Source organism: Pseudomyxococcus flavus (assembly GCF_050038885.1).
Lineage (GTDB): Bacteria > Myxococcota > Myxococcia > Myxococcales > Myxococcaceae > Myxococcus > Myxococcus flavus.
Map to the genome: position 1 here is coordinate 9,196,539 of NZ_CP143624.1, position 20,883 is coordinate 9,217,421.

Annotated in this window: 17 protein-coding genes; 3 read left to right on the forward strand and 14 right to left on the reverse strand. The window is 70.4% G+C overall.

From position 1 onward, the window contains the following. From VZL07_RS37925 to VZL07_RS37940, 4 genes are all read right to left on the reverse strand, one after another. The gene (locus VZL07_RS37925) at nt 1-1,668 is read right to left on the reverse strand and encodes a TolB family protein (RefSeq protein ID WP_426752858.1); all 1,668 of its coding nucleotides are present in this window, start codon (nt 1,666-1,668) and stop codon (nt 1-3) included. A gap of 249 nt (nt 1,669-1,917) precedes the next feature. Further along, nucleotides 1,918-2,880, reverse strand: coding sequence for a hypothetical protein (locus tag VZL07_RS37930; protein ID WP_426752859.1), 963 nt, complete (start codon nt 2,878-2,880; stop codon nt 1,918-1,920). 39 nt (nt 2,881-2,919) lie between these two features. Beyond that, the gene (locus VZL07_RS37935; RefSeq protein ID WP_426752861.1) at nt 2,920-4,767 is read right to left on the reverse strand and encodes a sensor histidine kinase; all 1,848 of its coding nucleotides are present in this window, start codon (nt 4,765-4,767) and stop codon (nt 2,920-2,922) included. Beyond that, nucleotides 4,764-8,093, reverse strand: a complete 3,330-nt coding sequence (locus tag VZL07_RS37940) for a response regulator (RefSeq protein ID WP_426752862.1) — start codon at nt 8,091-8,093, stop codon at nt 4,764-4,766. The genes VZL07_RS37935 and VZL07_RS37940 overlap by 4 nt, the downstream gene beginning before the upstream one ends. Before the next feature lie 195 nt (nt 8,094-8,288). Here VZL07_RS37940 and lexA point away from each other — a divergent pair, with 195 nt between their 5' ends. Next, nucleotides 8,289-8,957 (forward strand): transcriptional repressor LexA, encoded by a 669-nt coding sequence (gene lexA / locus VZL07_RS37945; RefSeq protein WP_090490846.1) that lies wholly within the window; start codon nt 8,289-8,291, stop codon nt 8,955-8,957. A 46-nt stretch (nt 8,958-9,003) separates the two neighbouring features. Here lexA and VZL07_RS37950 read toward each other — a convergent pair whose 3' ends face one another. From VZL07_RS37950 to eno, 5 genes are all read right to left on the reverse strand, one after another. Continuing rightward, nucleotides 9,004-10,146: a tetratricopeptide repeat protein gene (locus tag VZL07_RS37950; protein ID WP_426752863.1), complete on the reverse strand. Its 1,143-nt coding sequence runs from the start codon at nt 10,144-10,146 to the stop codon at nt 9,004-9,006. Nucleotides 10,147-10,161: 15 nt separating this feature from the next. Further along, entirely contained in the window at nt 10,162-11,223 is a 1,062-nt protein-coding gene (locus VZL07_RS37955; protein WP_426752864.1) for a hypothetical protein, read from the reverse strand. Between the two features lie 194 nt (nt 11,224-11,417). Next, nucleotides 11,418-12,350: a peptidoglycan DD-metalloendopeptidase family protein gene (locus tag VZL07_RS37960; RefSeq protein ID WP_426752865.1), complete on the reverse strand. Its 933-nt coding sequence runs from the start codon at nt 12,348-12,350 to the stop codon at nt 11,418-11,420. A 2-nt stretch (nt 12,351-12,352) separates the two neighbouring features. After that, complete coding sequence (gene surE, locus VZL07_RS37965; protein ID WP_426752866.1) at nt 12,353-13,141, reverse strand: 5'/3'-nucleotidase SurE; 789 nt, start codon at nt 13,139-13,141, stop codon at nt 12,353-12,355. A 4-nt stretch (nt 13,142-13,145) separates the two neighbouring features. Further along, nucleotides 13,146-14,444: a phosphopyruvate hydratase gene (eno, locus tag VZL07_RS37970; protein ID WP_426752867.1), complete on the reverse strand. Its 1,299-nt coding sequence runs from the start codon at nt 14,442-14,444 to the stop codon at nt 13,146-13,148. A 106-nt stretch (nt 14,445-14,550) separates the two neighbouring features. On the opposite strand from eno, the gene VZL07_RS37975 reads away from it, so the two are divergent. Then, nucleotides 14,551-15,594 (forward strand): ADP-ribosylglycohydrolase family protein, encoded by a 1,044-nt coding sequence (locus VZL07_RS37975; protein WP_426757459.1) that lies wholly within the window; start codon nt 14,551-14,553, stop codon nt 15,592-15,594. Nucleotides 15,595-15,696: 102 nt separating this feature from the next. Here the strand turns inward: VZL07_RS37975 and VZL07_RS37980 are convergent, their stop codons facing one another. The 4 genes from VZL07_RS37980 to VZL07_RS37995 form a co-directional block, all read right to left on the reverse strand. Beyond that, nucleotides 15,697-15,873 carry a hypothetical protein gene (locus tag VZL07_RS37980; protein ID WP_426752868.1) on the reverse strand — a complete coding sequence of 59 codons (177 nt, stop codon included), beginning with the start codon at nt 15,871-15,873 and terminating at the stop codon, nt 15,697-15,699. Nucleotides 15,874-16,299: 426 nt separating this feature from the next. Next, the gene (locus VZL07_RS37985; protein ID WP_426752869.1) at nt 16,300-16,725 is read right to left on the reverse strand and encodes a type II toxin-antitoxin system RatA family toxin; all 426 of its coding nucleotides are present in this window, start codon (nt 16,723-16,725) and stop codon (nt 16,300-16,302) included. Between the two features lie 41 nt (nt 16,726-16,766). Beyond that, entirely contained in the window at nt 16,767-17,732 is a 966-nt protein-coding gene (gene glpX / locus VZL07_RS37990; protein ID WP_426752870.1) for a class II fructose-bisphosphatase, read from the reverse strand. Nucleotides 17,733-17,761: 29 nt separating this feature from the next. After that, a complete protein-coding gene (locus VZL07_RS37995) occupies nt 17,762-18,190 on the reverse strand; it encodes an acyl-CoA thioesterase (protein WP_426752871.1) in 429 nt (142 codons plus the stop codon). Nucleotides 18,191-18,288: 98 nt separating this feature from the next. Between VZL07_RS37995 and VZL07_RS38000 the strand changes: the two genes are divergently transcribed. After that, nucleotides 18,289-19,902: an alkaline phosphatase family protein gene (locus VZL07_RS38000; protein ID WP_426752872.1), complete on the forward strand. Its 1,614-nt coding sequence runs from the start codon at nt 18,289-18,291 to the stop codon at nt 19,900-19,902. A 94-nt stretch (nt 19,903-19,996) separates the two neighbouring features. Here VZL07_RS38000 and nadC read toward each other — a convergent pair whose 3' ends face one another. After that, on the reverse strand, nt 19,997-20,878 hold the full coding sequence (gene nadC / locus VZL07_RS38005) for a carboxylating nicotinate-nucleotide diphosphorylase (protein ID WP_426752873.1): 882 nt from the start codon (nt 20,876-20,878) through the stop codon (nt 19,997-19,999). Between the last annotated feature and the right edge of the window lie 5 nt (nt 20,879-20,883).

The window sequence follows — 20,883 nt, forward strand, 5'->3', positions numbered from 1 at the left end:
CTACAGGGCGACCTCGCTGCGTCGAAGCGCCTTCGCACCTGCACGCGCACGACGCGGACGCAGCCACCAGGCCATCAACAGGATCACCCCGGAAAGCGTTACCGGTCCGCTCCCGGTGCTACATCCCCGAAGCTCCGCGTCACGCACCGGGCCATCGGGAACGAAGGTCACTGGAGACACCACCGAGGACGAAGATGACACCGGCTTCAAGGCGCGTCCTGGAACGATTCGGGCGCCCGTGGGCGCGTCCGCCACGGGCTGGCACGTCATCGGAGGCGCGTACACGCGAAGGCGGAACGCGCTTCCGGGTCTGCCGGAGATGAGCGCCGCCAGTGAGTTGTGACCGTCCAGCGGCGCGCGCGTGGCCACCAGCGATACCCCCTGCCTGAAGCGCGACGGGTCCACCAGCTCGCGGCCGTTGATCCACACCCAGCCCGCGGTGGACGCCTCGCCGTTGTAGCCGTTGTCCACGCACAGCACCCCCTCCCCCGTGCCCGCGAAGCCGAGCGCCACGCCGTTGGGCTGACCGCTGGTGCGCGCCACCTCCAGCGATGCGAGCAGGGGCCAGGCATCGGGCCGCGCGCAGACCTCCTCGGGCGAGGCCATCGCCACCGGCGCGAGCTTGCAGCCCGGCGCGTCATCCACCTTGAAGGTGAAGGCGTGGACGTTGAAGTCACCGTTCTGCGACACGGTCCACACCACGCGCACCGTACCGTCCGCGTCCACGCTCAGGTCGGTGAGGCTCTCGTTCTCCGGCGTCTCGGTGATGGCGTAGAGCGTCTCGGTGCTCATGTCGTAGAGCACGATGTCGAAGTCGCTCTTCGCCGGGTCCCTGCGCTCGAAGGCAATCAGCGAGCCGCTGATGCTGGGGTTCGCATCCATCCCCGGCAGGGCCAGCCGCTGCTCCGTGCCACCGCCCAGCGGCTTCCAGTAGATGTCCCGGTCGGTCACCCCATCGAAGGTGCGGGTGCTGGCATAGACGACGACCTCGCCGTTGGTGTCCGGCTGGGACTCCTCGCCCTCGCTGCCGGTGAGCGCCTGGGACGCGAAGCCCGAGGCACCGCGCCGGGCCTGCCAGATGTCGCAGCGCAGGCCCTGCTCATCGCACTTGGCCCAGACCACCGTCGAGCCGTCCGGGGACACCGCGGGCGTGCGGTCCTGGAACGTGTCGTCCGTGAGCCGGGTGAGCGTGCCGCGCTCCAGGTCGTAGGCGGCGATCTCCGGCTGGGACGTCACGCCGGTGTAGCCGAAGTCCTGCCACGCCACGGTGCGCCCACCAATCACCGCGGCGCGGCGGCTGCTGCCTGCTTCGGGCGCCAGCTCCCGGGCCACCGCATCTCCACCCACGTCGAAGGTGTAGATGGCGCTCGATGTGCTGACGCGCGTGAAGACGATGGTGCCGTTTGAGATGTCCGACACGAAGTCGAAGGCGCCTTCGTTCGGAATGGCCGCGTCCGTGGCGGTCCGCAGGTCGTGGTAGCGAATCTCGCTCGTGCCTCGGGACTCGTTCGTGTACGCCACCAGGGGGCCGCTGACGTGAGGGTCCGTCTGGTCGCCCGGGCCGCCCGCCACCACGTGCAGGGTGCCCGTCAGCGTTCTCGGTTCGGGGGTGGATGCAAGCGCCAGGGGAGGAAGCAGCCAGCAACTCAGGGCCAGTGTCCGCAGCATCGGATAGGTCCTCCGGGGTTCCGAATCGATGACCCACGTCCGCCCTGCACGAGGCGCAGTGGGCCCGGACCCGGTCCGGTGCTGACTTCCCACGGCGGTCACGGCCGGCCGGACTTCAGGCCCCGCGGCTTTGCGCACCTGGGCTTTCGCCCGGGATTGCCCTTGAACAGGAACGATTCCTCCCCGAAGTGTAGGAAGCCCCCTCGGTGTGGGTCAAGGCGAACACCCGCCCGCCCACCTGGCTGCTCCCTAGTCTTCGCGCGCCTGATTCCAGATGTCCTCGGTGTCCGTCTGGAGCGGAGGCGGCGTCGTGTCGACGACGACGTCCTGCGAGGCTTGCTCCCGCGTCCTGCCGACACCGAAGGCCTGGACGTCCACGGTGTTCCGGCCCTCTCGGAGGATCACCTTCCGCTGGAAGTTTCCTTCAGCATCGGACTTCACGTTGACGCCAGCGACCTCCACGCGGCTGCCCGGGGTGACCTGCCCGCGCACGACGAGCTCGCGCGCGCGCCGGGTGCGCTCGGTGGGCCAGTCCACCTTGAGCAGCAGGCTGGTGGGCACCGGCGCCGGGTCTGACGGCGCCTGCCCCGGACGGACGACGGCCTGCTGGCCCGCGCGGACGATGACGACCTTGCCCTGGCCCACCAACGTCACCTCGCCTTCGCGCGTGCCCACCGCGACGGTGCCCTCGCCGTTGTTGCTCATGGTGAAGGCACCGCTCTGCTGCAGCGTGGCCTTCGCGTCCGAGTTCGCGGCCTTCACCTCGAAGGTGTGACGCTGCCCTGGGCGGACGACGGCGGTGGCCATACCGCGAGCGAGCAGGATGCGTGACAGCGACTCGGTCAGCTCGTCCACGGAAATCTCCGTGCCGGGGTCCATGTGCACCTCCACGGACTCACCGCCAATCAGCATGGCGTACGAGCCGTCATCCGTGCGCACCCGCTCGTCACGGCGCAGTTTCGTGCCCACGGTGGCCTCGCGCCACGAGCCATCCGTGTTCTGCACCTCCACCTTGCCGGACACCTGCGTCAGCTCCAGCTCCAGCGGCCGGGCCACCGCCTGCGCCTCGACGACGGGCGGCGCCACCGGCGGAGGCGGCGGCGGGGGCGGCTGGCGCAGGAAGACGAACCACCCCACCGGCAGCGCCGCGAGAATCAGCACGAGGCCGATGAAGAAGGGGGCCTGACGGCGCGATGGGTGGGAATCAGCCATGGGCGGCCTCGTTAGCTATCACAGGCCCCGCGCGGGACCTCACGCCTTCGGCAGCTTCACGGTAAAGCAACTGCCCTGCTCGACTTCCGAGCGGACCTCGATGCTGCCGCCCGCCTCCGTCACCATGCGCCACGCCACACTGAGCCCGAGCCCCACGTTGGACCACACGTCCTTCGTCGTGAAGAAGGGCTCGAAGATGCGCGGGCGGATGTGGGGAGCAATGCCCTTCCCGGTGTCCTCCACCTCCAGGTAGCTGACGCCGTCGGCCTCGCCCGTGCGCAACGTGAGCCGCTTCTGCGGTGACTTCAGCATCGCGGTGCGTGCATTGGACACCAGCGCCAGCACCACCTGTGACAGGTGCCCCGGGTCCGCGCGTACACGTGACAGGCCGTCCGCCAGCTCGCTGGTGAGCATGATGCCCTCACCGCGCGCCTGGTGCTCCGTGAGGCTGAGCGCGTCGCGCACCACGGCGTTGAGGTCCACCGGCCGCAGCTCCGCGCGCTCGCGCTGCTGCGAGAAGCGCAGCAGGTTCTGGGTGATTTCCTTGCAGCGCTTGGCGCTCTGCTCGATTTTCCGCAGCGTCTCCAGGTCCGGGTCCGTGGAGCCCCGGTCCAGCATCAGCAGCTGCACGTTGCCGAGGATGCCCGCCAGCGGGTTGTTGATTTCGTGCGCCACGCCCGCGCCCAGCTGCCCCACCGCGGCCAGCTTCTGCGCCTCCACCAGCTGGGCCTGCGCCGCCTTCAGCTCCGCGGTGGCCTCCTCCACGCGGACGCGCAAGTCGTCGTTCCACCGGAGCAGGCGGCCCCGCGCCGCCTCCAACTCCTCGCCCATGCGGTTGAAGGTGGTGGCCAGCTCGCTCAGCTCGTCCTGCCCCGTCACCCGCACGCGCTTGTCCAGCTCGCCACGCCCGTAGGCCTCCGCGCCGCGCACCACCTCCGCCAGCCGCAGGTTGAGGCGGCGGGTGAAGAGCGCGCCCAGCCCCAGCAGCACCAGGAAGGTGCCGCCGATGGACAGGAGCACGGTGCGGCGCATGGCGTGGACGGGCGCCAGCGCGGCGGCCTCGTCCACCTCCACCAGCACGTCGAAGCGCATGCCGTGCGGAACGCGCGCCACGCTCACGCGCCGGGTGGGCGACTCCAAGCGGAAGCTGCGCACCGGCTCCGCCAGCGGCCCCGCGGGCGCGAGCAGGTGCGCGCTGAGCTCGGGCGCCAGCAGCTGGCCCCGGCGGTCCGGAAAGGAGCTGGCCAGCACCCGCCGCTCCTCGTCCACCAGGTCGATGCGCCCCAGCCCGTCCCCCGCGCGGCGGCGCAGCACGGCCTCCAGCGGCTGGAGCACCACCTCCGCCACGGCGAAGGGCGCGCGCTCCCCGTCCGCGAGCTTCACCGCCACGGCCACCGCCGCCCGCCCGTCCTCCGCGTGCAGGTACGCGCTGCCCAGCGCCGCCTGCCCCTTGCCACCGCCCCGCAGCGTCTGCACGGGCATGGCGCGCACCAGCCGGTCCAGCGACTCGGGAGCGAAGGCCGGGTGTCCGTCCAGGGCCTGTGTCCGGAAGACAGGCGAGCCCAGCGGGTGGCCGTCCGCGTCCAGCTTCAGCACCGCGCTCACCGCCGGGGACTGGCCGTACAGGAGCCGCAGCGCGCCCTGCGTCTCCGCGTCGCTCATGGCCTGCCAGTCGATGAGCTCGGCGGAGCGGGCCAGGGCGTCCACCACCTCCATCATCAAGGCCCCCACCGCTTCGGCCGCCGCGGACGCCTGCGCGCGCTGCTCCGCGTCGATGCGGGCGGCCAGCTCGGCCTCGGCGCGCGAAAGCAACAGGAAGCCGACCGCGGCCAGGGGAAGCACCGTCGCGGCGAGCATGAAGAGGACGAGTTGCTGGTAGAGCCTCATCCGGCCGCGGAGCGTACCACCCGCTCCAGGTCACTGCGCAGGAACACCGAGCCGGCAATGGCCTTGGCGCGCTTCTTCATGTCCGCTGCGCGGCGCGCCAGCTCGGCATGGTCCTGCGTGCCGTCCGTCATCACCGCCACCACGGACACGCTCATGATGGGGAAGCGCCGCTTCTCTCCGTAGCGGTCCTCCGCCTCGATGTGCCCGCGCTCGCGGTCCTGCCGGTCGTAGTAGAGCGGGATGATGCGGTCGAAGGTCTCGATGGCCTTCTGGCAGATGCGGTCCACCGACTCCGGCGAGGTGATGAACACGAAGTCGTCGCCGGCCACGTGGCCCAGGAAGTCGCCGGGCGCGCCGTCCTGGGCGAACACCTCGCGCATCAGGTCGCCCGTCTGGCGCACCACGCCGTCCGCCTTCGCGAAGCCGTAGTAGTCGTTGTAGGCCTTGAGGTTGTCCAGGTCCAGGTAGCAGAAGGCGAAGGGCCGCCGCAGCGCCAGCCGCCGCTGCACCTCGCGCTCGATGGCGGTGGAGCCCGGCAGCTGCGTGGTGGGCGACGCGGACAGCTCCTGCTCCTTGCGCCGCATCACGCTCTCGACGCGGGCGCCCAGCTCCAGCGCGTCGAAGGGCTTGGTGAGGTAGTCGTCGCCGCCCAGCTTGAGCGCGCGCACCTTGGAGGACGTCTCCGCGCGGGCGGAGATGAAGATGACGGAGATGTGGCCGCCGGCGCTCTCCGCCTTGATCTCCTCCAGGAACACGAAGCCGTCGCCGTCCGGCAGCGTCACGTCGAGCAGCACGACGTCCGGCCGGCGCTCGCGCAGGGAGCGGCGCCCCTCCTCGATGGAGCCCGCCAGCGCCACGTCGAAGCCGATGTTCTCCAGCACCTCGCGGCAGATGGTGGCGATCTTCGTGTCATCGTCCACCACCAGCACGCGGCCGTGCGCCGGGCCCTGGCGGCCGCGCACCAGCGAGTCCACCGTGGCCAGCAGCTTGTCCGGCGCCAGCGGGCGCACCAGGAAGGCGTCGGCCCCCGCGCGGAACGCGCGCTGCCGCTCGTCGAAGGCGGAGGACACCAGCAGCGGCGCGCGGCGCGTCTCCGGGTCGTGCCGGAGGATCTCCGCCAGGCGCAGCCCGTCCACGTCCGGCAGGCGCACGGACACGAGCACCGTGTCCGGGTCGTACCGCCGCGCGGCGGCCAGGCCGTCCTCCGCGTTGAAGGCCAGCCGCACGTCGTAGCCGCGCCCGGACATCAGCGCCTTGGCGATGTACGCCACCTCGGGCTCGCCCTCGATGACCAGCACCCGGCCCCGGCTCTCCTGGCGGCGCGGGAGCTGGATGGCGTCGGCCACGTCGTCCTGCCGGCGCAGCTCCGGCGGCGGCTCGGTGGGCAGCACCACCAGGAAGCGCACGCCGTCCAGGCACGGCTCGCACCAGATGCGGCCGCCGTGGGCCTCCACGATGTTGCGGCAGATGGCCAGCCCCAGGCCGGTGCCGCGCACGGTGCGGTTGGCCTTGGTGCGCGCCTGCTCGAAGCGGTCGAAGATGCGCTCCAGGCTCTCCTCGGCGATGGGGTCCCCGCTGTTCCAGCAGGAAATCACCACGTAGCCCGGCAGGCTGGAGGTGGCGTGGACCTCCACGCGGACCTCGCCGCGCTCCGGCGTGAACTTCACCGCGTTGTTGAGCAGGTTGTTGAGGACCTGGTCCAGGCGGTTGGGGTCCGCCAGGAGGCGCAGCGGGTGGCGCGGCAGCACCGGCGTCACCTGCACCTGCTTCTCGGCGAAGGCCGGGCCGTACTTCTCCACCACGCGCTGGACGAGCTCGTCGAGGTACGACACCTCGAAGCTCATCCGCAGCCGGCCCTTGGCGAACTTCGACAGGTCCAGCAGGTCGTCCACGATGCCGTTGAGCTTCTCCGTGGAGTCCCGCGCCAGCGACAGGTAGCGGCGCTGCCGGTCGTTGATGTCCCCGGCCATGAAGTTGAGCACCAGGTCCAGCGCGCCGGAGATGGACGTCAGCGGCGTGCGCAGCTCGTGGCTCACCATGGAGACGAACTCGTCCTTGCGCTCCTCCAGCCGCTTCTGCTCGGTGATGTCGCGCAGCACCACGCACACGCCGCGCAGCGTGCCGCGCGCGTCCGTCACCGGCGTCACCGTCGTCTGCACGTGCCGGTCGAAGAGCTTCACCTCCTCGCGCAGCACCTGCCCGCCGCCGTACTCCCAGCCACGCACCAGGTGGAAGGGCTGGAAGCCCAGGCGCTCCTCCATCAGCCGGGTCGTCTGCTCCTCGGGGTTGTCCCCCGCGTGCAGCAGCCGCCGCGCCGCCGGGTTCATCACCACGATGTCGTTCTTCTCGTCGGTGAGGACCACGCCGTCGGCCATGGACTCCACCATCCGCTCCATGCGGTGGCGAGCTTCCTCCTCCGCCGAGCGCAGGGACTGGATGGCGTCCGCCGTCTGGTTGGCGAGCACGTCCAGCAGCACGCCGTCGTCCTCGGAGAAGGCATCCGGCCGCTGGCTGAACAGCGACAGCATGCCCACCGGACGCCCGCCCGCCACCAGGTTGACGGTGAGCTGGCTGGGGTAGATGGACGGCGCCGCCGCGTCCTGCGTGGTGGTGCCCGCCACGCGGGTGATGACGCGGTCCTCCGGCAGCAAGAGGCCGCTGCTCTTGCGGTAGGCGCCGAGCATGGACTCCTTCACGCCCAGCAGCGCCTGCTCCCCCACCACGCCCTGGCAGCGCAGCCGCAGCGTGGCGCTGCGCGCCTCATCCGGGGCGATGAGCGCCGCGCCGCAGTCGTAGGGCAGCACGCGCGCCACGGCGATGAGCACGCGGTCGATGATGTTGTCGTAGCTGGCCGGGTCGTTCGCGCTGGCGCGGCTGACCTCGTACAGGACGAAGAGCGCCTCCACGCGCTGGTGGAGCTGGCGGATGAGCCGCTCCTTGTCCTTGCGCAGCTGCGTGTACTCCACCGCGTTCTTCACGGTGATGAGCAGGTCGTTCACGTCCCAGGGCTTGGTGATGTAGCGGTACACCTGCCCCTGGTTGATGGCCGCGATGATGTCGTCCGGGTGCGTGTACCCGGTGAGCAGCAGCGCGGTGACGTCGAAGCCCTCCGCGCGCGCGGTGGCCACCAGCTCGATGCCCGTCATCTCCGGCATCCGCTGGTCCGTGACGAGGACGTCGACTGACTCTTTTCTCAGGATTTCCAGGGCGGCGGAGCCGCTTCGGGCCGTGAGGACGCGATACCGGCGCTGAAACATCCGCGTGAGGATGTCCAGGACGTCGACCTCGTCGTCGACGAAGAGCAGCGTGTGGCGGAGCTCGGACAAAGCAGCGGAAGTGTACGTCGAGTTCGTCCTCCCACCTCAAGAAGTGAGAAACAGGACGGTCCGGCACACACGGGGAGTGCGCGGTGAGACACCGGACGAGTTGACTCTACACGTCTGTTCAGGGAGAGTGACACTGAAAGCCTGTTGCCTGGGGGAACGACCCTCCGGCAGGACGGCAGACGAGTGAGGGAGCGCATGGAAGAGCTCACGGAACGCCAGCGCGAGATTCTCAGCTTCATCGTCAAGGAGACGGAGACCCGGGGCTTCCCGCCGACGATTCGCGAGATCGGGGAGCACATGGACATCCGCTCGACGAACGGCGTCAACGACCACCTGAAGGCGCTGGAGCGCAAGGGCTACCTGAACCGGGGCGAGCAGCAGAGCCGCTCCCTGGTGCCCACCAAGCGCGCCAGGCTGTTGCTCGGCCTGGGGGCGCGCAAGGACTCGGGCATGGTGGAGATTCCCCTGCTCGGCAAGGTCGCCGCCGGCGCGCCGCTGCTGGCGCAGGAGAACATGGAGGACTCCGTCAAGATCGACAGCTTCCTGCTCGGGGGCGTGAATGGCCGCGAGGTCTTCGCCCTGCGCGTGAAGGGGCAGTCGATGATTGACGACGGCATCCACGACGGGGACTACCTCTTCGTGAAGAAGACGCCGTCCGCCCAGCCGGGGGAAATCGTGGTGGCCCTCATCGAGGACGAGGCCACGGTGAAGCGCTACTACCCGGAAGGCGACCGGATCCGCTTCCAGCCGGCCAACGCCACCATGCAGCCCATCTACGTGAGCCGCGCGGAGTTCCGGTCCACGATGATTCTGGGGCAGGTGGTGGGCGTGTACCGGAAGCTGCAGGGCGGGCGCACGCCGTAGTCCCCTCCCCGTCCCGGGCCCGTTGCCGCGGCCCGGGCATGTCGGCTCACGGGCACTTCTTGATGGTGGCGTCGGCCGCGGTGGCGCGCGCGCAGGCGGCCTGGAGGACACCCGTGTCCTTCAGCTCCTGCGCCAGCCGCGCGGTGGTGAAGTGCAGCTCGGCGTCCTTCGCGTGGTCCGGCTCCGCGCTGAGGTTGGAGAGGATGCGCAGCGCGTCCGGCTTGCGGTCCATGGTGGCCAGCAGGCTGGCCAGCTCTCGCAGCTCGCGCGTGTCCTGGCCGGAGACGGACTCCAGGGCCGCGGCCAGCTCCTCCTTCGCGGCGGACGTGTCCTTCATCCCCAGGTAGAGGCGCGCCAGCGCCACGTGGACGATGGCGCGGTCCTTCACGCGCAGGGACTCCTTGTACGCGGAGATGGCGTCGCCAGGCTTGTCGAGCTTCGTCTGGATTTCGCCGACGAGCTCCCAGAGCGTGGGGTCTCTCGGCGCGCGGCTGGCCGCGTCCCGGTAGGCGTTGGCGGCCTCGGGCAGGTTGCCAGCGTGCACCAGCCCATCACCCAGGGTGGCCAGCACCTCCGCGGTGTGGATGCCGTCGTCCACGGCCTTCTGCGCCACGGCGAGCACGTCCGCGTAGCGCTTCTGCTCGGACAGGACGTCCAGCGCGCGCATGATGAGCGCGGACTTCTGCTCCGGGGACGGCGCCGCGTTCGACGCGAGCGTGAAGTGCCGCACGGCGGCGTCATGCTCCCCCTGCTTGAGGTGCAGGTCGCCCAGGGACTCCAGGGCGTTGAAGTCCTGGGGGAAGAGCGCCAGCGCCTTGCGCAGGGAGCTCTGGGCCTCGGCCACCTGGCCGAGCTGGGCCTGGATGAAGCCCAGGCGGCTCCAGTTGGTGGAGCGCTTGGGCTCCAGCTTGAGGGCGGCCTCGAACTCGGCGGCGGCGTCCGTCAGCCGCCCCATGGACAGGTACACCTCGCCGCGCGCGGCGGGCAGGCGCGGGTCGTCCGGGGCAATCTGCTTCATCGCCTCGAAGGAGGCGAGCGCCGCCTCGAAGTGCCCCTGGAGGTACTCGGCGGTGCCTTTGACGTAGAGGCCCTCCGCGTGGTCCTTCGGCTTGACGCGAGGCGTCTCGTCGTCACACCCGGACAGGGCGAGCAAGGCAATCAGGGACAGGACACGCGGTCGCGGGAACATGAGGGGCTCCGGGGCTCAGAAGTGGTACGCGATGCCAGCGGTGAGGTCCAGGTTGAGGCCGTCTCCCAGCTTCGATTCGGCCAGGCCCAGCACCGCTTGCGCGACGTTGGTGCCCACCTCGACCTGGACGCCCACCTTGCCGGCGATGAGGAACTCGAGCCCCGCGAAGCCCATGACGGTGGGCAGCGGGCCGGTGGACTGGAAGATGCCGAAGTCGCCGAAGGACAGCTGCACGCCCAGGCCGAAGCCCCAGTAGGGCCGGAGGGCGCGCTCCACGTTGTGGTAGTGGCGCGCGCCCACGACGCTGGGCAGCACGTTGAGGCCGCTGCGCACGCCCTCCTGGGTGGAGCGCACGTAGCTGAAGCCCACCTGGAGGAAGCCGACCCACTCGGGGTGGAACCAGTAGCCCACCTCGATGTCGCCGCCGGGATTCACCGTGGACAGCTTGTCGATGAAGTTGTTGTTGACGCGCACGCCCAGCAGCAGCCCGCCGCCGCCCGTGCGCGTGGAGCCGCCGAGCAGCGGGCGGGCCACCACGGACTCCTCCGGCGAGGCGAGCGCGGCGAAGAGCTGGTCGGACACCGCCTTCGCCGTGCGGAGCAGGTCCTCCGGCTCCGGCGCCTCGGCGCGGGGCCGGGCGAGGCTCCGGCCTTCCGCCGTGTCCAGCAGGTTGGCGGTGAGCAGGTACTGGTCGCCGAAGCGGTCCAGGCGGCCGGTGACGACGTAGCGAGCGCCGGTGAGGGCCACCAACTCCTGGAGACAGTCTCCCCGCTCGCACGTCTTCACGTCCTGGAGGTGCTGCTGGCGCGTGGCATCCAGCGCGGACTCCACGTCCCACTGCGAGAGGACGCGCAGCCGCGGTGACTCCGCCAGCCGGGAGGTGATGAGCGAGGTGATGCCCGGCGCCGCGTCGCGCCCCGCCTCGTTGGCGTCCAGCATCAGCACCGCGACGACGGTCGACTCGGCGGCGGGCGCGCGTGTCGCAGCCTCCAGCGCCTCTGTGGCCGGTGCACGGGCATGTGCCGCCGAAGCCAGCAGGAGGAGACAGGGGAACCACCAGGACAGGGAACGCGACACGGGCCGGCACTCTACCCTCACCCGGGCCCGGCACGAGCAGCCGACCGGAGGCCGGCGCGCCGGCCGCTCCAATGTCAGCGGCTGGATGCCCGCCAGGCGCAGTGGGGCCCGCTCCGAGCAGGCGACCGGAGGCCGATACGTGCGTCTCGCCCCATGTCAGCAGCGAGGAGCCAGCCAGGCCCAGCCTGCCCCGCTCAGGAGGAGGGCATGGGGCCGAGGTAGTCGAGCGGGTCCACCGGCTTTCCGTCCAGGCGGACCTCGAAGTGCAGGTGCGGCCCGGACGTCCGGCCGGACTCGCCCACCGTGGCAATCACCTGCGCCCGGCGCACCTTCTGGCCGGTGCGCACGCGCAGGTCCCGGTTGTGGGCGTACAGCGTGATGAGCTGGTTGGCGTGCTCGACGATGACGATGTTGCCGTAGCCGCGCTGCTCACCCGCGTAGAGCACGGTGCCTTCCTGCGCCGTCTTCACGGGCGTCCCGGAGGGAGCGGCCAGGTCGATGCCGTCATGCGGCTCCTTGCCCTTCTTCCCGAAGCGGCCGTACAGCACGCCCTTGAGGGGCCAGTCGAGCATCCCCTGGGTGGCCAGACGCGGGCGGGACACGCTGGCCGGTCGCGACGCGGGCCGCTTCCGCGACGGCGGCTCCTCACGACGCCCCGCCGCGGGCACGCTGCGCCGGGAGGCGGCTGCCGTGGAGGTCCGCACGGGCTCCGGGTCAGCCTCCGCCAGCGCCCGCACGGGCACGTTGCGCTCCACGCCGGGGATGATGAGCTCCTGTCCCACCGCCAGCGTCCACGGGGCCTTGATGTTGTTGGCCGCGCCCAGCTCCTCCACCGTGAGGCCGTAGGTGCGGGAGATGCGGTACATCGTCTCCCCGGCGGCCACGCGGTGACGCACCGCTACGAGCTCCGGCTCGGCGTGGACACCGCGCAGGTTGAAGGGCAACGGCGTGGTCCGCGCCTCGGCGTTGTCCACCGCCTCCGGCGCCTCGGGCTCAGGCGCGGAGTCCGCTCCCGTGTCCGGGCCAAGCCCGGAGGCAGTCCGGGTGCCCACGCAGCCGCTCAGCAGCACGGCCAGGAGGCACACCCGGAGCGCCCCACGCGCTCGGTTGGACACGCTCGGCGCCAACGCTAGGCACCATCCGGTTCATGCCGGTGGAAGCCATCGACCTGCCACCCGGAGAGGTCCGGGAGCCGGCCGTGGTCCGTCAGCTCGAAGTGCAGCGGCGTGACGGAGATGCGCTTGTCCCGGAACACGGCGTTGCAGTCGCTGCCCGGGATGTCCTCGTGCTGGTAGTCGCTGCCGCCAATCCAGTAGTACTTGCGGCCGCGCGGGTCCTCGTTCTCCACCACCTCGTAGCCGTACGAGTGCCGGCCCTGGCGGGTGACGGAGAAGCCCTGCGGCTCCACGCCGCCGGGGATGTTCACGTTGAGGAGCATCCGCGGCGGCAGGGGGCGCGACAGCGCGCTGGCGACCAGCGCACGGGCGAACCGGGCCCCGGGCGCGAAGTCGAACTGACGCCGCGCCACGAGGCTGAAGGCGATGGCGGGCACGCCGAGGAGCGCCCCTTCCATCGCCGCGGCCACCGTGCCGGAGTACATGATGTCTTCGGCCAGATTCGCGCCGTGGTTGATGCCGGAAACCATGAGGACCGGGCGATCATCCTTCAGGAGATGGTTGATCGCCAGATAAGCGCAGTCCGCGGGCGTCCCATCGACGGCGAACCACCGCTCCCGCACCTCCTTGATGCGCAGCGGGCGGTGCAGGGAGATGGCGTGGGACGCGGCGCTCTGCTCCCGGTCGGGGGCCACCACCCACACCTCCCCCAGGGGGCTCACGGCCTCGACCAGCGCCTGGAGCCCCTCGGAGAAGTAGCCGTCGTCGTTGGAAACCAGGATGCGCTTGGGCTTGTTGCTCACGGGCTCACTTCTTCTGGTTCAGGGCGCGGAACACCGACTTGCCAGCGTAGCGGGCCGCGGCCCCGAGCTCGCCTTCGATGCGCAGCAGCTGGTTGTACTTCGCGATGCGGTCCGAGCGGGACGCCGAGCCCGTCTTGATCTGCCCGCAGTCCAGGGCCACCGCCAGGTCGGCGATGGTGGTGTCCTCCGTCTCGCCGGAGCGGTGGCTCATGACGGACGTGTAACCGGCCCGGTGCGCCATGCGCACGGCGTCGAAGGTCTCCGTCAGGGTGCCAATCTGGTTCACCTTCACCAGGATGGAGTTGGCCGTGCCCGACTCGATGCCGCGGCTCAGCCGCTCCACGTTGGTGACGAAGAGGTCGTCGCCCACCAGCTGCATGCGCGAGCCCAGCGCGTCGGTGAGCTTCTTCCAGCCCTCCCAGTCATCCTCCGCCATGCCGTCCTCGATGGAGATGATGGGGTAGCGCTCCGCCAGGCCGCGGTAGTACTCGAGCAGGCCGGTCGAGTCGTACTCCTTGCCCTCGCCCTTCAGCTTGTACTTCTTGCTGCCCTTGTCGAAGAACTCGCTGGCCGCCACGTCCAGGGCCAGGAAGAGCTGCTCACCCGCCTTGAAGCCCGCCTGGTCGATGGCCTCCATGATGAGCTTCAGCGCCTCTTCGTTGGCCGGCAGGTCCGGGGCGTAGCCGCCCTCGTCGCCCACGCCCGTGGCCAGCTTGCGGCCCTTGAGAATCTTCTTCAGCGCGTGGAACACCTCGGCGCCCCAGCGCAGGCCCTCCGCGAAGGAGGACGCGCCAGCGGGCACCACCATGAACTCCTGCACGTCCACGCGCGTGTCCGCGTGCGCGCCGCCGTTGAGGATGTTCATCAGCGGCACCGGCAGGGTGCGCGCCTGCACGCCGCCCACGTAGCGGTACAGCGGCAGCCCGTGCGCGTCCGCCGCCGCGCGCGCGGCCGCCATGGACACCGCGAGGATGGCGTTGGCGCCCAGCTTGCTCTTGGTGGGCGTGCCGTCCAGCTCCAGCATCCGCTGGTCCACCACGAACTGGTCCGCCGCGTCCGTGCCGATGAGCGCCGGCGCGATGACGTCCACCACGTTCTTCACGGCCTTCTGCACGCCCTTGCCCAGGTAGCGCTGCTTGTCGCCGTCCCGCAGCTCGATGGCCTCGTGCTCGCCGGTGGACGCACCGGACGGCACCGCGGCACGGCCACGGGCGCCACCTACCAGGTGGACCTCCGCCTCCACGGTGGGATTGCCACGAGAGTCGAGCACTTCGCGCGCCAGAATCTGAGAAATCTCGGTCATAGGCGGCCGTTTCTAGAAGACGCCCCAGGGTCGGGCAAGCATGGTCGCAGCCCGCGCTGCTACAGTGTCCACCCGTCGAATGCCCCCGCCCCAACGCCGCCCCGCCGTGAAGGGGCCCGACCCATTGCTCGCTCAACGGCGCCGCGGCGCGCTGCTGGGCATGGCCGTGGGAAATGCCCTGGCCGTGCCCACCGCGCACCGGCCCTTCATGGCCGTTCCATTTCCCAAGCAGGCGGAAGGGCCCTACGTGAAGCTGATGGGCGGCGGGCCGCATGAGCTGCGTCGCGGACAGGTGACGGAAGAGGTCCAGCTCGCGGCCTGCCTGGGCCACAGCCTCCGGGCCCTCCGCCGCTACGACGCCGCGGACGCACTGCGTCGTTACTGCGCCTGGCAGCCCCATGCCTTCGACGTCAGCGAGCCCATGATGGCGGTACTCGAGGACTGCCAGACCTCCGGCTTCCCGCCCCTGGGCGCGGGCCGGCGCGTGTGGCTGCGCGCGTTCCGGCGGCCCGCGGAGGCCGGGAGCCTGGCTCGCACGGCGCCCCTGGGCGTGTACCTGGCGCGGGACGCGGCCGCGCGCACCCAGGCCTCCCTGGAGGACTCCGCCCTCACCCACTACGACCCGCGCTGCCAGCTCGCCTGCGCGGCCTTCAACGCGGCCATCGGCCACGCCGTCACCCACGGTGCCGGCCTGAAGGCCTCGGACCTCATCACCGCCGCGGAGTCGGGGCTCCTGCTGGCCGGCGCCGCGCTCGGGCACTCCGCCAGCGACCACGTGCAGGAGGTGACCTTCGCCGCCGCCCTCCTCCGCGAGGACCTGGCGGCGGCCCAGCAGGAGGACCCCATGCTCTACGGGCCGGAGCTGCACCTCCACCGGCCCCAGCACGCGGTGAGGGTCGCCTTCAGGCTGGCCTTCTGGGAGCTGCTCCACGCCCCCAGCGCCGAGGCCGCCCTGCTGGACGTCGTCCACCGGGGAGGCGACACGGAGGCCCATGCCACGATCACGGGCGCGCTCGTGGGCGCCTTCCATGGCGAACAGGCCCTTCCCGAGGAGTGGCGCAGACAGGTGCTGGAGGCCCTGGCCACCGTCAAGGGGCCGCTGTGGGACGTCTACCACCCGCGCCACCTGCTGGCCCTGGCCCAGGAGTGAGCCAGGCCCCTGGATGCGCGAAGCCCGCGGGGCCGTCCTGGAGAGGACCGCCACCGCGGGCTCGGGGACACACGGGCGCGGCCGTCAGGCCGCACGCCACGGTCAGGCCAGCAGGTCGATGACCACCACGCCCCGCTGGGGCTTGTCGTCTTCCGTCTCGGTGCGGCGACGAGGACGCTCGTCCGGTGCGGGGAGCGGGAGCTCCACCACCGGCCGCTCGTGCTCCTCGCGGCGGCGCTCACGGCGCTTGATTTCTTCAATGATGAAGGCGTCGAGCATGGGTCTTCCGTCTCCCTCAGCCTACGTACCCCGATGTACGCCCAACCCGCCCCAATACCATTTCCACCAATATCAGATGCAAATTAAGAACCCCGGTTCTTCGCTGGGTACGTTGCAGCCATCTCGCACGGTTGCTCGTCTGCCACCCGACACCTGAGCCAGGGCACCCAGGGCAGAAATGTCGTGGAGGCCGAAAATCCCGTCGGGACGATGTTCATTTTAATGCCCTCGGAGCAGCCCGCAAGCGGACCGTCCCCAGGGCATTACTCCTTGTATCCCGCGTGGCAACCACCCTTTTCACGGCCCTGCCCGGCTGCTTGCTGGCGTGAAGCCTGTCCCAGGGTCCTCGACGACATCGGGCGGCCGGCGGGCGAAGGTGGAATCGCCAGCGGGCCGCCCGGGGTGTGTCGTTGCGGACGCCGTGCGTCAGGGCGCCTCGAAGCGGCGCTTGAAAGCGTCCAGCATCTTCGGGAGCGAGGTCTCCACCAGGGCGTTGACGACGCTCTTGGGGACCAGGGCGCCCAGGGCCATCTCCACGGTGTAGGTGGCCTTGGTCCTCCCCTCGCCCTCCGGCTCCAGGACCCAGCTGCCCTTGTTGTCCTTCATGAACTCGCCCTTGATGTAGGACCAGGACATGCGGGAGGGCCGCTCCTCGGTGACGTGGATGGAGTAGCTGATGGTCTTCACCACATCCACCTTGTAGTGGACGTCCACCGTGTTGCCCTTGCGGTTGTCGGTGCGGATCTCCTTCACCTCCGGAAGGAACTCCGGGTAGCGCTCGTACTGGGTGATGACGTCGAAGACCTTCTCGATGGGGGCGTTGACGACGATGGTGCGCGAGGCGCCAGGCATGGATTCCTCCAGGGGGCGTGAGGCGAGGTGGGTGCGGCGTCCTAGAAAGCGTACCCCGGCTTCTTGTCGAACTTGTGCATGGACTGGATGAAGCGGACCGTGCCCGTCTTGCTGCGCATGACGACGGAGTGCGTCTCGCAGCCGCCGCCGAAGAAGCGCACGCCCTTGAGGAAGTCGCCGGTGGTGACGCCCGAGGCCGCGAACATGACCTCACCCTTGGCCAGCTCCTCGGCGGTGTAGATCTTCGAGATGTCGGTGATGCCCATCTTCTTGGCGCGCTCGATTTCACCCTGGTTGCGGGGAACGAGCCGGCCCTGCATGTCACCGCCGGTGGCGCGGATGGCGGCCGCGGCGATGACGCCCTCGGGCGCGCCGCCAATGCCCATCAGCACCTCCACGCCCGTGTTGTCGAAGCACGTGGCGATGGCGCCGGCCACGTCACCGTCCTCGATGAGCCGGATGCGGGCACCCGCGGCGCGAATCTCCTTGATGAGGTCGGTGTGCCGCTCGCGGTCCAGCACCACCACCGTGAGGTCCTCCACGTAGACCTTCATCTTCTCCGCGATGGCGCGCAGGTTCTCCGTGGGCGTCTTGCGCAGGTCGATGGCGCCCCGGGCGCGCGGGCCCACGGCCAGCTTCTCCATGTAAGTGTCGGGGGCGTTGAGCAGGTTGCCCTTGCTCGCCATGGCCACCACGGAGATGGAGCCCGGACGGCCGTAGGCGCACAGGTTGGTGCCCTCCAGCGGGTCCAGGGCGATGTCCACCTCGGGCGCGCCATCACCCCGCTTGCCCACCTTCTCGCCGATGTAGAGCATGGGCGCCTCGTCGCGCTCGCCCTCGCCGATGACGACCGTGCCGTCGATCTGCAGCGCGTCGAAGGCGCGGCGCATCGCGTCCACGGCGGCCTGGTCCGACTCGTTCTTGCTGCCGCGGCCCATCAGTCGCGCGGAGGCGATGGCCGCCATCTCGGTGACGCGCACGACCTCCATTGCCAGGTTGCGATCCATGTGTGTGCTCCTTGGTATGCCGGAAGGGTTCAGGTGGAACGGGAAGAGCCCGGGGAAGGCTCGGGGGTTTCGAGCAGCCGGATGAGGGAATCCGGCAACCGCGTCGGCTTGCCGTCGCGCCCCACGCAGGCGTGACGCGTCATCCCGGTGCAGAGCAGCGTGCGTGGCGCACCGTCGCGGAACAGCGCGTAGGTGAACACGATCGACGCGCGGCGCAACTCGCTCACGGTGGTTTGGATGACCAGCAAATCGTCGTAGCGCGCGGATGCCTTGTACTGGCAGCTCGCCTCGGCCACCGGTAGCAGGGCACCCGAGCGCTCCAGCTCGGCGTAACTGCCCCCGCGTGCGCGGAAGTACTCACTGCGCGCGAACTCGAAATAGCGGAAGTAATTCGCGTAGTAGACGACACCCATCTGATCGGTGTCGCCGTAGATGACGCGAAGACGGGCCTCGACCATGAAGCCGGCGACCCTAACAGCGCGATGTGCCCTGTCCAAGCCGTCACACGCGTTGTTGGTTGCTTCTCACCATCCCGCCGGAGATGGTTCTCGTCCCAATGATTCGCGCACTCGCCCTCGCCGCGGCGCTGGCCGCCCTGCCCGCACTTGCCCGACCTCCCAGGCTTACGCTCCTCATCAGCGTGGACGCGCTCGGCAGTGACGTGCTGCTGCGCAACCGGCACCGGCTGAAGGGCGGCCTGGGCCAGCTCCTCGCCCAGGGCGCGTACTTTCCTTATGCCCGCTACGGCTATGCCGAATGCCGCACCGCGCCCGGCCACTCCACGCTGTCCACGGGCGCGAACCCGTGGCGGCACGGCATCGTGGACAACCGGTGGGTGGACCGCTCGACGATGAAGCGCGTCTTCGCGTTCGCGGACGACGCCCACCCGGTGTTGGAGGCGCCCCAGACGCCCGGTCAGGACTCGGGGCCGGCGCACCTCCAGGCGGAGACGCTGGCGGACCGCCTGCGCCTGGCGACGCAGGAGCGGGGCAAGGCCGTGGCGCTGTCCCTCAAGTCCCACGCGGCCATCCCCCTGGCCGGCCGCGCGGGCCAGGCATGGTGGTTCAACACGAGCGTGGGCAAGTTCGTCACCGGCACCTGGTACACGAAGGAGTTCCCGGCCTGGGTGAAGGCGCTCAACGAGCGGAAGCTACCCGAGGCGTCCTTCCACAAGAAGTGGGAGCTGATGCGGCCCGCCTCGGAGTACGTGGGCGAGGACGACGTCCCTTCCGAGGCGGACGTCTACGGCCTGGGCCGCACCTTCCCACATCCGCTGGACGGAGGGCTCCCCTCGCCCGGCCCCACCTTCTACAAGGCCTTCGGCGTCTCTCCGGACTCCCATGACGTGCTGGTGGAGGCCGCGAAGGCGGCCATCGCGGGCGAGGGCCTGGGCAAGGACGACGTGCCCGACCTGCTGGCGGTGAGCTTCACCGGGACGGACCTCGTGTTCCATGAGTACGGCCCCTACTCGTGGGAGATGCAGGACTCGCTGCTGCGGCTGGACCGGGCGATGGGCCAGCTCATCGCCGCCGCCGAGCGCGCCGCGGGGGGACGGGCCAACCTGGTCATCGCGCTGTCAGCGGACCACGGCGGCGCCGCGGCACCAGAGCAGTGGGCGGCGACGGGCCTGCCCGCCCGGCGGGTGAACCCGGTGCAACTGGCGGAGGGCCTCACCCAGGCGCTGCGTCAGCAGTTCGGGGGCGACGTGACGGCCACGTTCGAGCAACTGGACGTGTACCTGGGAGGCAAGACGCACCAGGGCGGCGCGGTGGACGCGACGGTGCGGCGCGCCGCCGCGGCGTGGCTGGCGAAGCACCCGGCCCTGGTGACGGCCGTCGCGAGCGATGACCTGTTCACCGCGACGGACGCCGGGGGCTACCTTGCGGGCATGCGCAAGAGCTACTACGCCGGGCGCAGTGGCGACGTGCTCGTCATGGCGCGCCCCTTCCACCTGCTCTACGCGGACGCGGACGGCACCAACCACGGCACGCCCCACGCGTATGACGCCCAGGTGCCCATGGTGTTCGCGGGCAAGGGCGTGAAGCCGGGGATGTACCTGGAGGAGATAGACCCCGTGGACTTCGCCCCCACCCTGGCGGCGCTCCTGGAGATGGGCATGCCCGCGTCGGCGGAGGGCAAGCCGCGCTTCGAGGTGCTCACGGGCAAGTGAAGACCGCGTCGCGGCCTTCCGCCCGCCTGCGCTGGGACTGAATGGAGCGATGGCGGGAGGCGCTCGAGCCGGATGCGCCTCCCCGGCTCGCGTGCTACGCCGGCTTCGGCTGCTTGCGCGAGGGCCGCTTCGCGGCGGCGGAGATTTCCAGCGACAGGTCCATGGCCCGCGCCGAGTGCGTCAGCGCGCCCATGGAGACGAAGTCGATGCCCAGCTTCGCCAGGCGGGGCAGCCGGTCCAGCGTGACGCCGCCAGAGACCTCGAGCGGAACGCGGCCCGCTGCCAGCTTCACGGCCTCGCGAATCTGCGCGTCGTCCATGTTGTCGAGCATCACCACGTCGGCGCCATGCTCGATGGCCTCCGCGAGCTGCTTGAGGTTGGTGACCTCGATCTCCACCTTGCACAGCCGCGGGCCGTTGAGCTTCGCGCGGCGCAGCGCCTCCGCGATGGAGCCGCCCACCGCGGCGATGTGGTTGTCCTTGATGAGGACGCCATCGAAGAGGCCGAAGCGGTGGTTGGAGGCGCCGCCCATGCGGACGGCGTCCTTGGCCACGGTGCGCATGCCCGGCGGCGTCTTGCGCGTGTCCAGGACGCGCAGCTTGGAGCCGCGCACCGACGTCACCGCCTGCTGCGCCAGCGTGGCGATGCCCGCGGCCCGCTGCACGATGTTGAGCGCGGTGCGCTCCGCCGCGAGCAGCGAGCGCATCCGGCCATGACAGCGCGCGGCGACCATCTTCGGTTTGATCTCCTGGCCGTCGCGGCGCAGCAGCTCCACCTCGACGTTCGGGTCGACCGTCTTGAAGACGCGGACGAAGGCATCCAGGCCCGCGAGCACCAACTGCTCCTTGGCAACCAACTCCGCGCTGCCCTCGTAGTCGGGAGGGATGAGGGCCTGCGAGGTGACGTCACCCGCCGCCCCCAGGTCCTCATCGAGTGCGAGCGCGATGAGCCGGTCGAGGTATTCCTGCTGCTGCACGTCTC

What these genes read in the sequence shown, in the direction of transcription:
- VZL07_RS37925 (WP_426752858.1), bottom strand. Translation starts at nt 1,668, where the DNA reads ATGCTGCGGACACTGGCCCTGAGTTGCTGGCTGCTTCCTCCCCTGGCG.
- VZL07_RS37930 (WP_426752859.1), bottom strand. Translation starts at nt 2,880, where the DNA reads ATGGCTGATTCCCACCCATCGCGCCGTCAGGCCCCCTTCTTCATCGGC.
- VZL07_RS37935 (WP_426752861.1), bottom strand. Translation starts at nt 4,767, where the DNA reads ATGAGGCTCTACCAGCAACTCGTCCTCTTCATGCTCGCCGCGACGGTG.
- lexA (WP_090490846.1), top strand. Translation starts at nt 8,289, where the DNA reads ATGGAAGAGCTCACGGAACGCCAGCGCGAGATTCTCAGCTTCATCGTC.
- VZL07_RS37950 (WP_426752863.1), bottom strand. Translation starts at nt 10,146, where the DNA reads ATGTTCCCGCGACCGCGTGTCCTGTCCCTGATTGCCTTGCTCGCCCTG.
- eno (WP_426752867.1), bottom strand. Translation starts at nt 14,444, where the DNA reads ATGACCGAGATTTCTCAGATTCTGGCGCGCGAAGTGCTCGACTCTCGT.
- VZL07_RS37980 (WP_426752868.1), bottom strand. Translation starts at nt 15,873, where the DNA reads ATGCTCGACGCCTTCATCATTGAAGAAATCAAGCGCCGTGAGCGCCGC.
- VZL07_RS37985 (WP_426752869.1), bottom strand. Translation starts at nt 16,725, where the DNA reads ATGCCTGGCGCCTCGCGCACCATCGTCGTCAACGCCCCCATCGAGAAG.
- glpX (WP_426752870.1), bottom strand. Translation starts at nt 17,732, where the DNA reads ATGGATCGCAACCTGGCAATGGAGGTCGTGCGCGTCACCGAGATGGCG.
- VZL07_RS37995 (WP_426752871.1), bottom strand. Translation starts at nt 18,190, where the DNA reads ATGGTCGAGGCCCGTCTTCGCGTCATCTACGGCGACACCGATCAGATG.
- VZL07_RS38000 (WP_426752872.1), top strand. Translation starts at nt 18,289, where the DNA reads ATGATTCGCGCACTCGCCCTCGCCGCGGCGCTGGCCGCCCTGCCCGCA.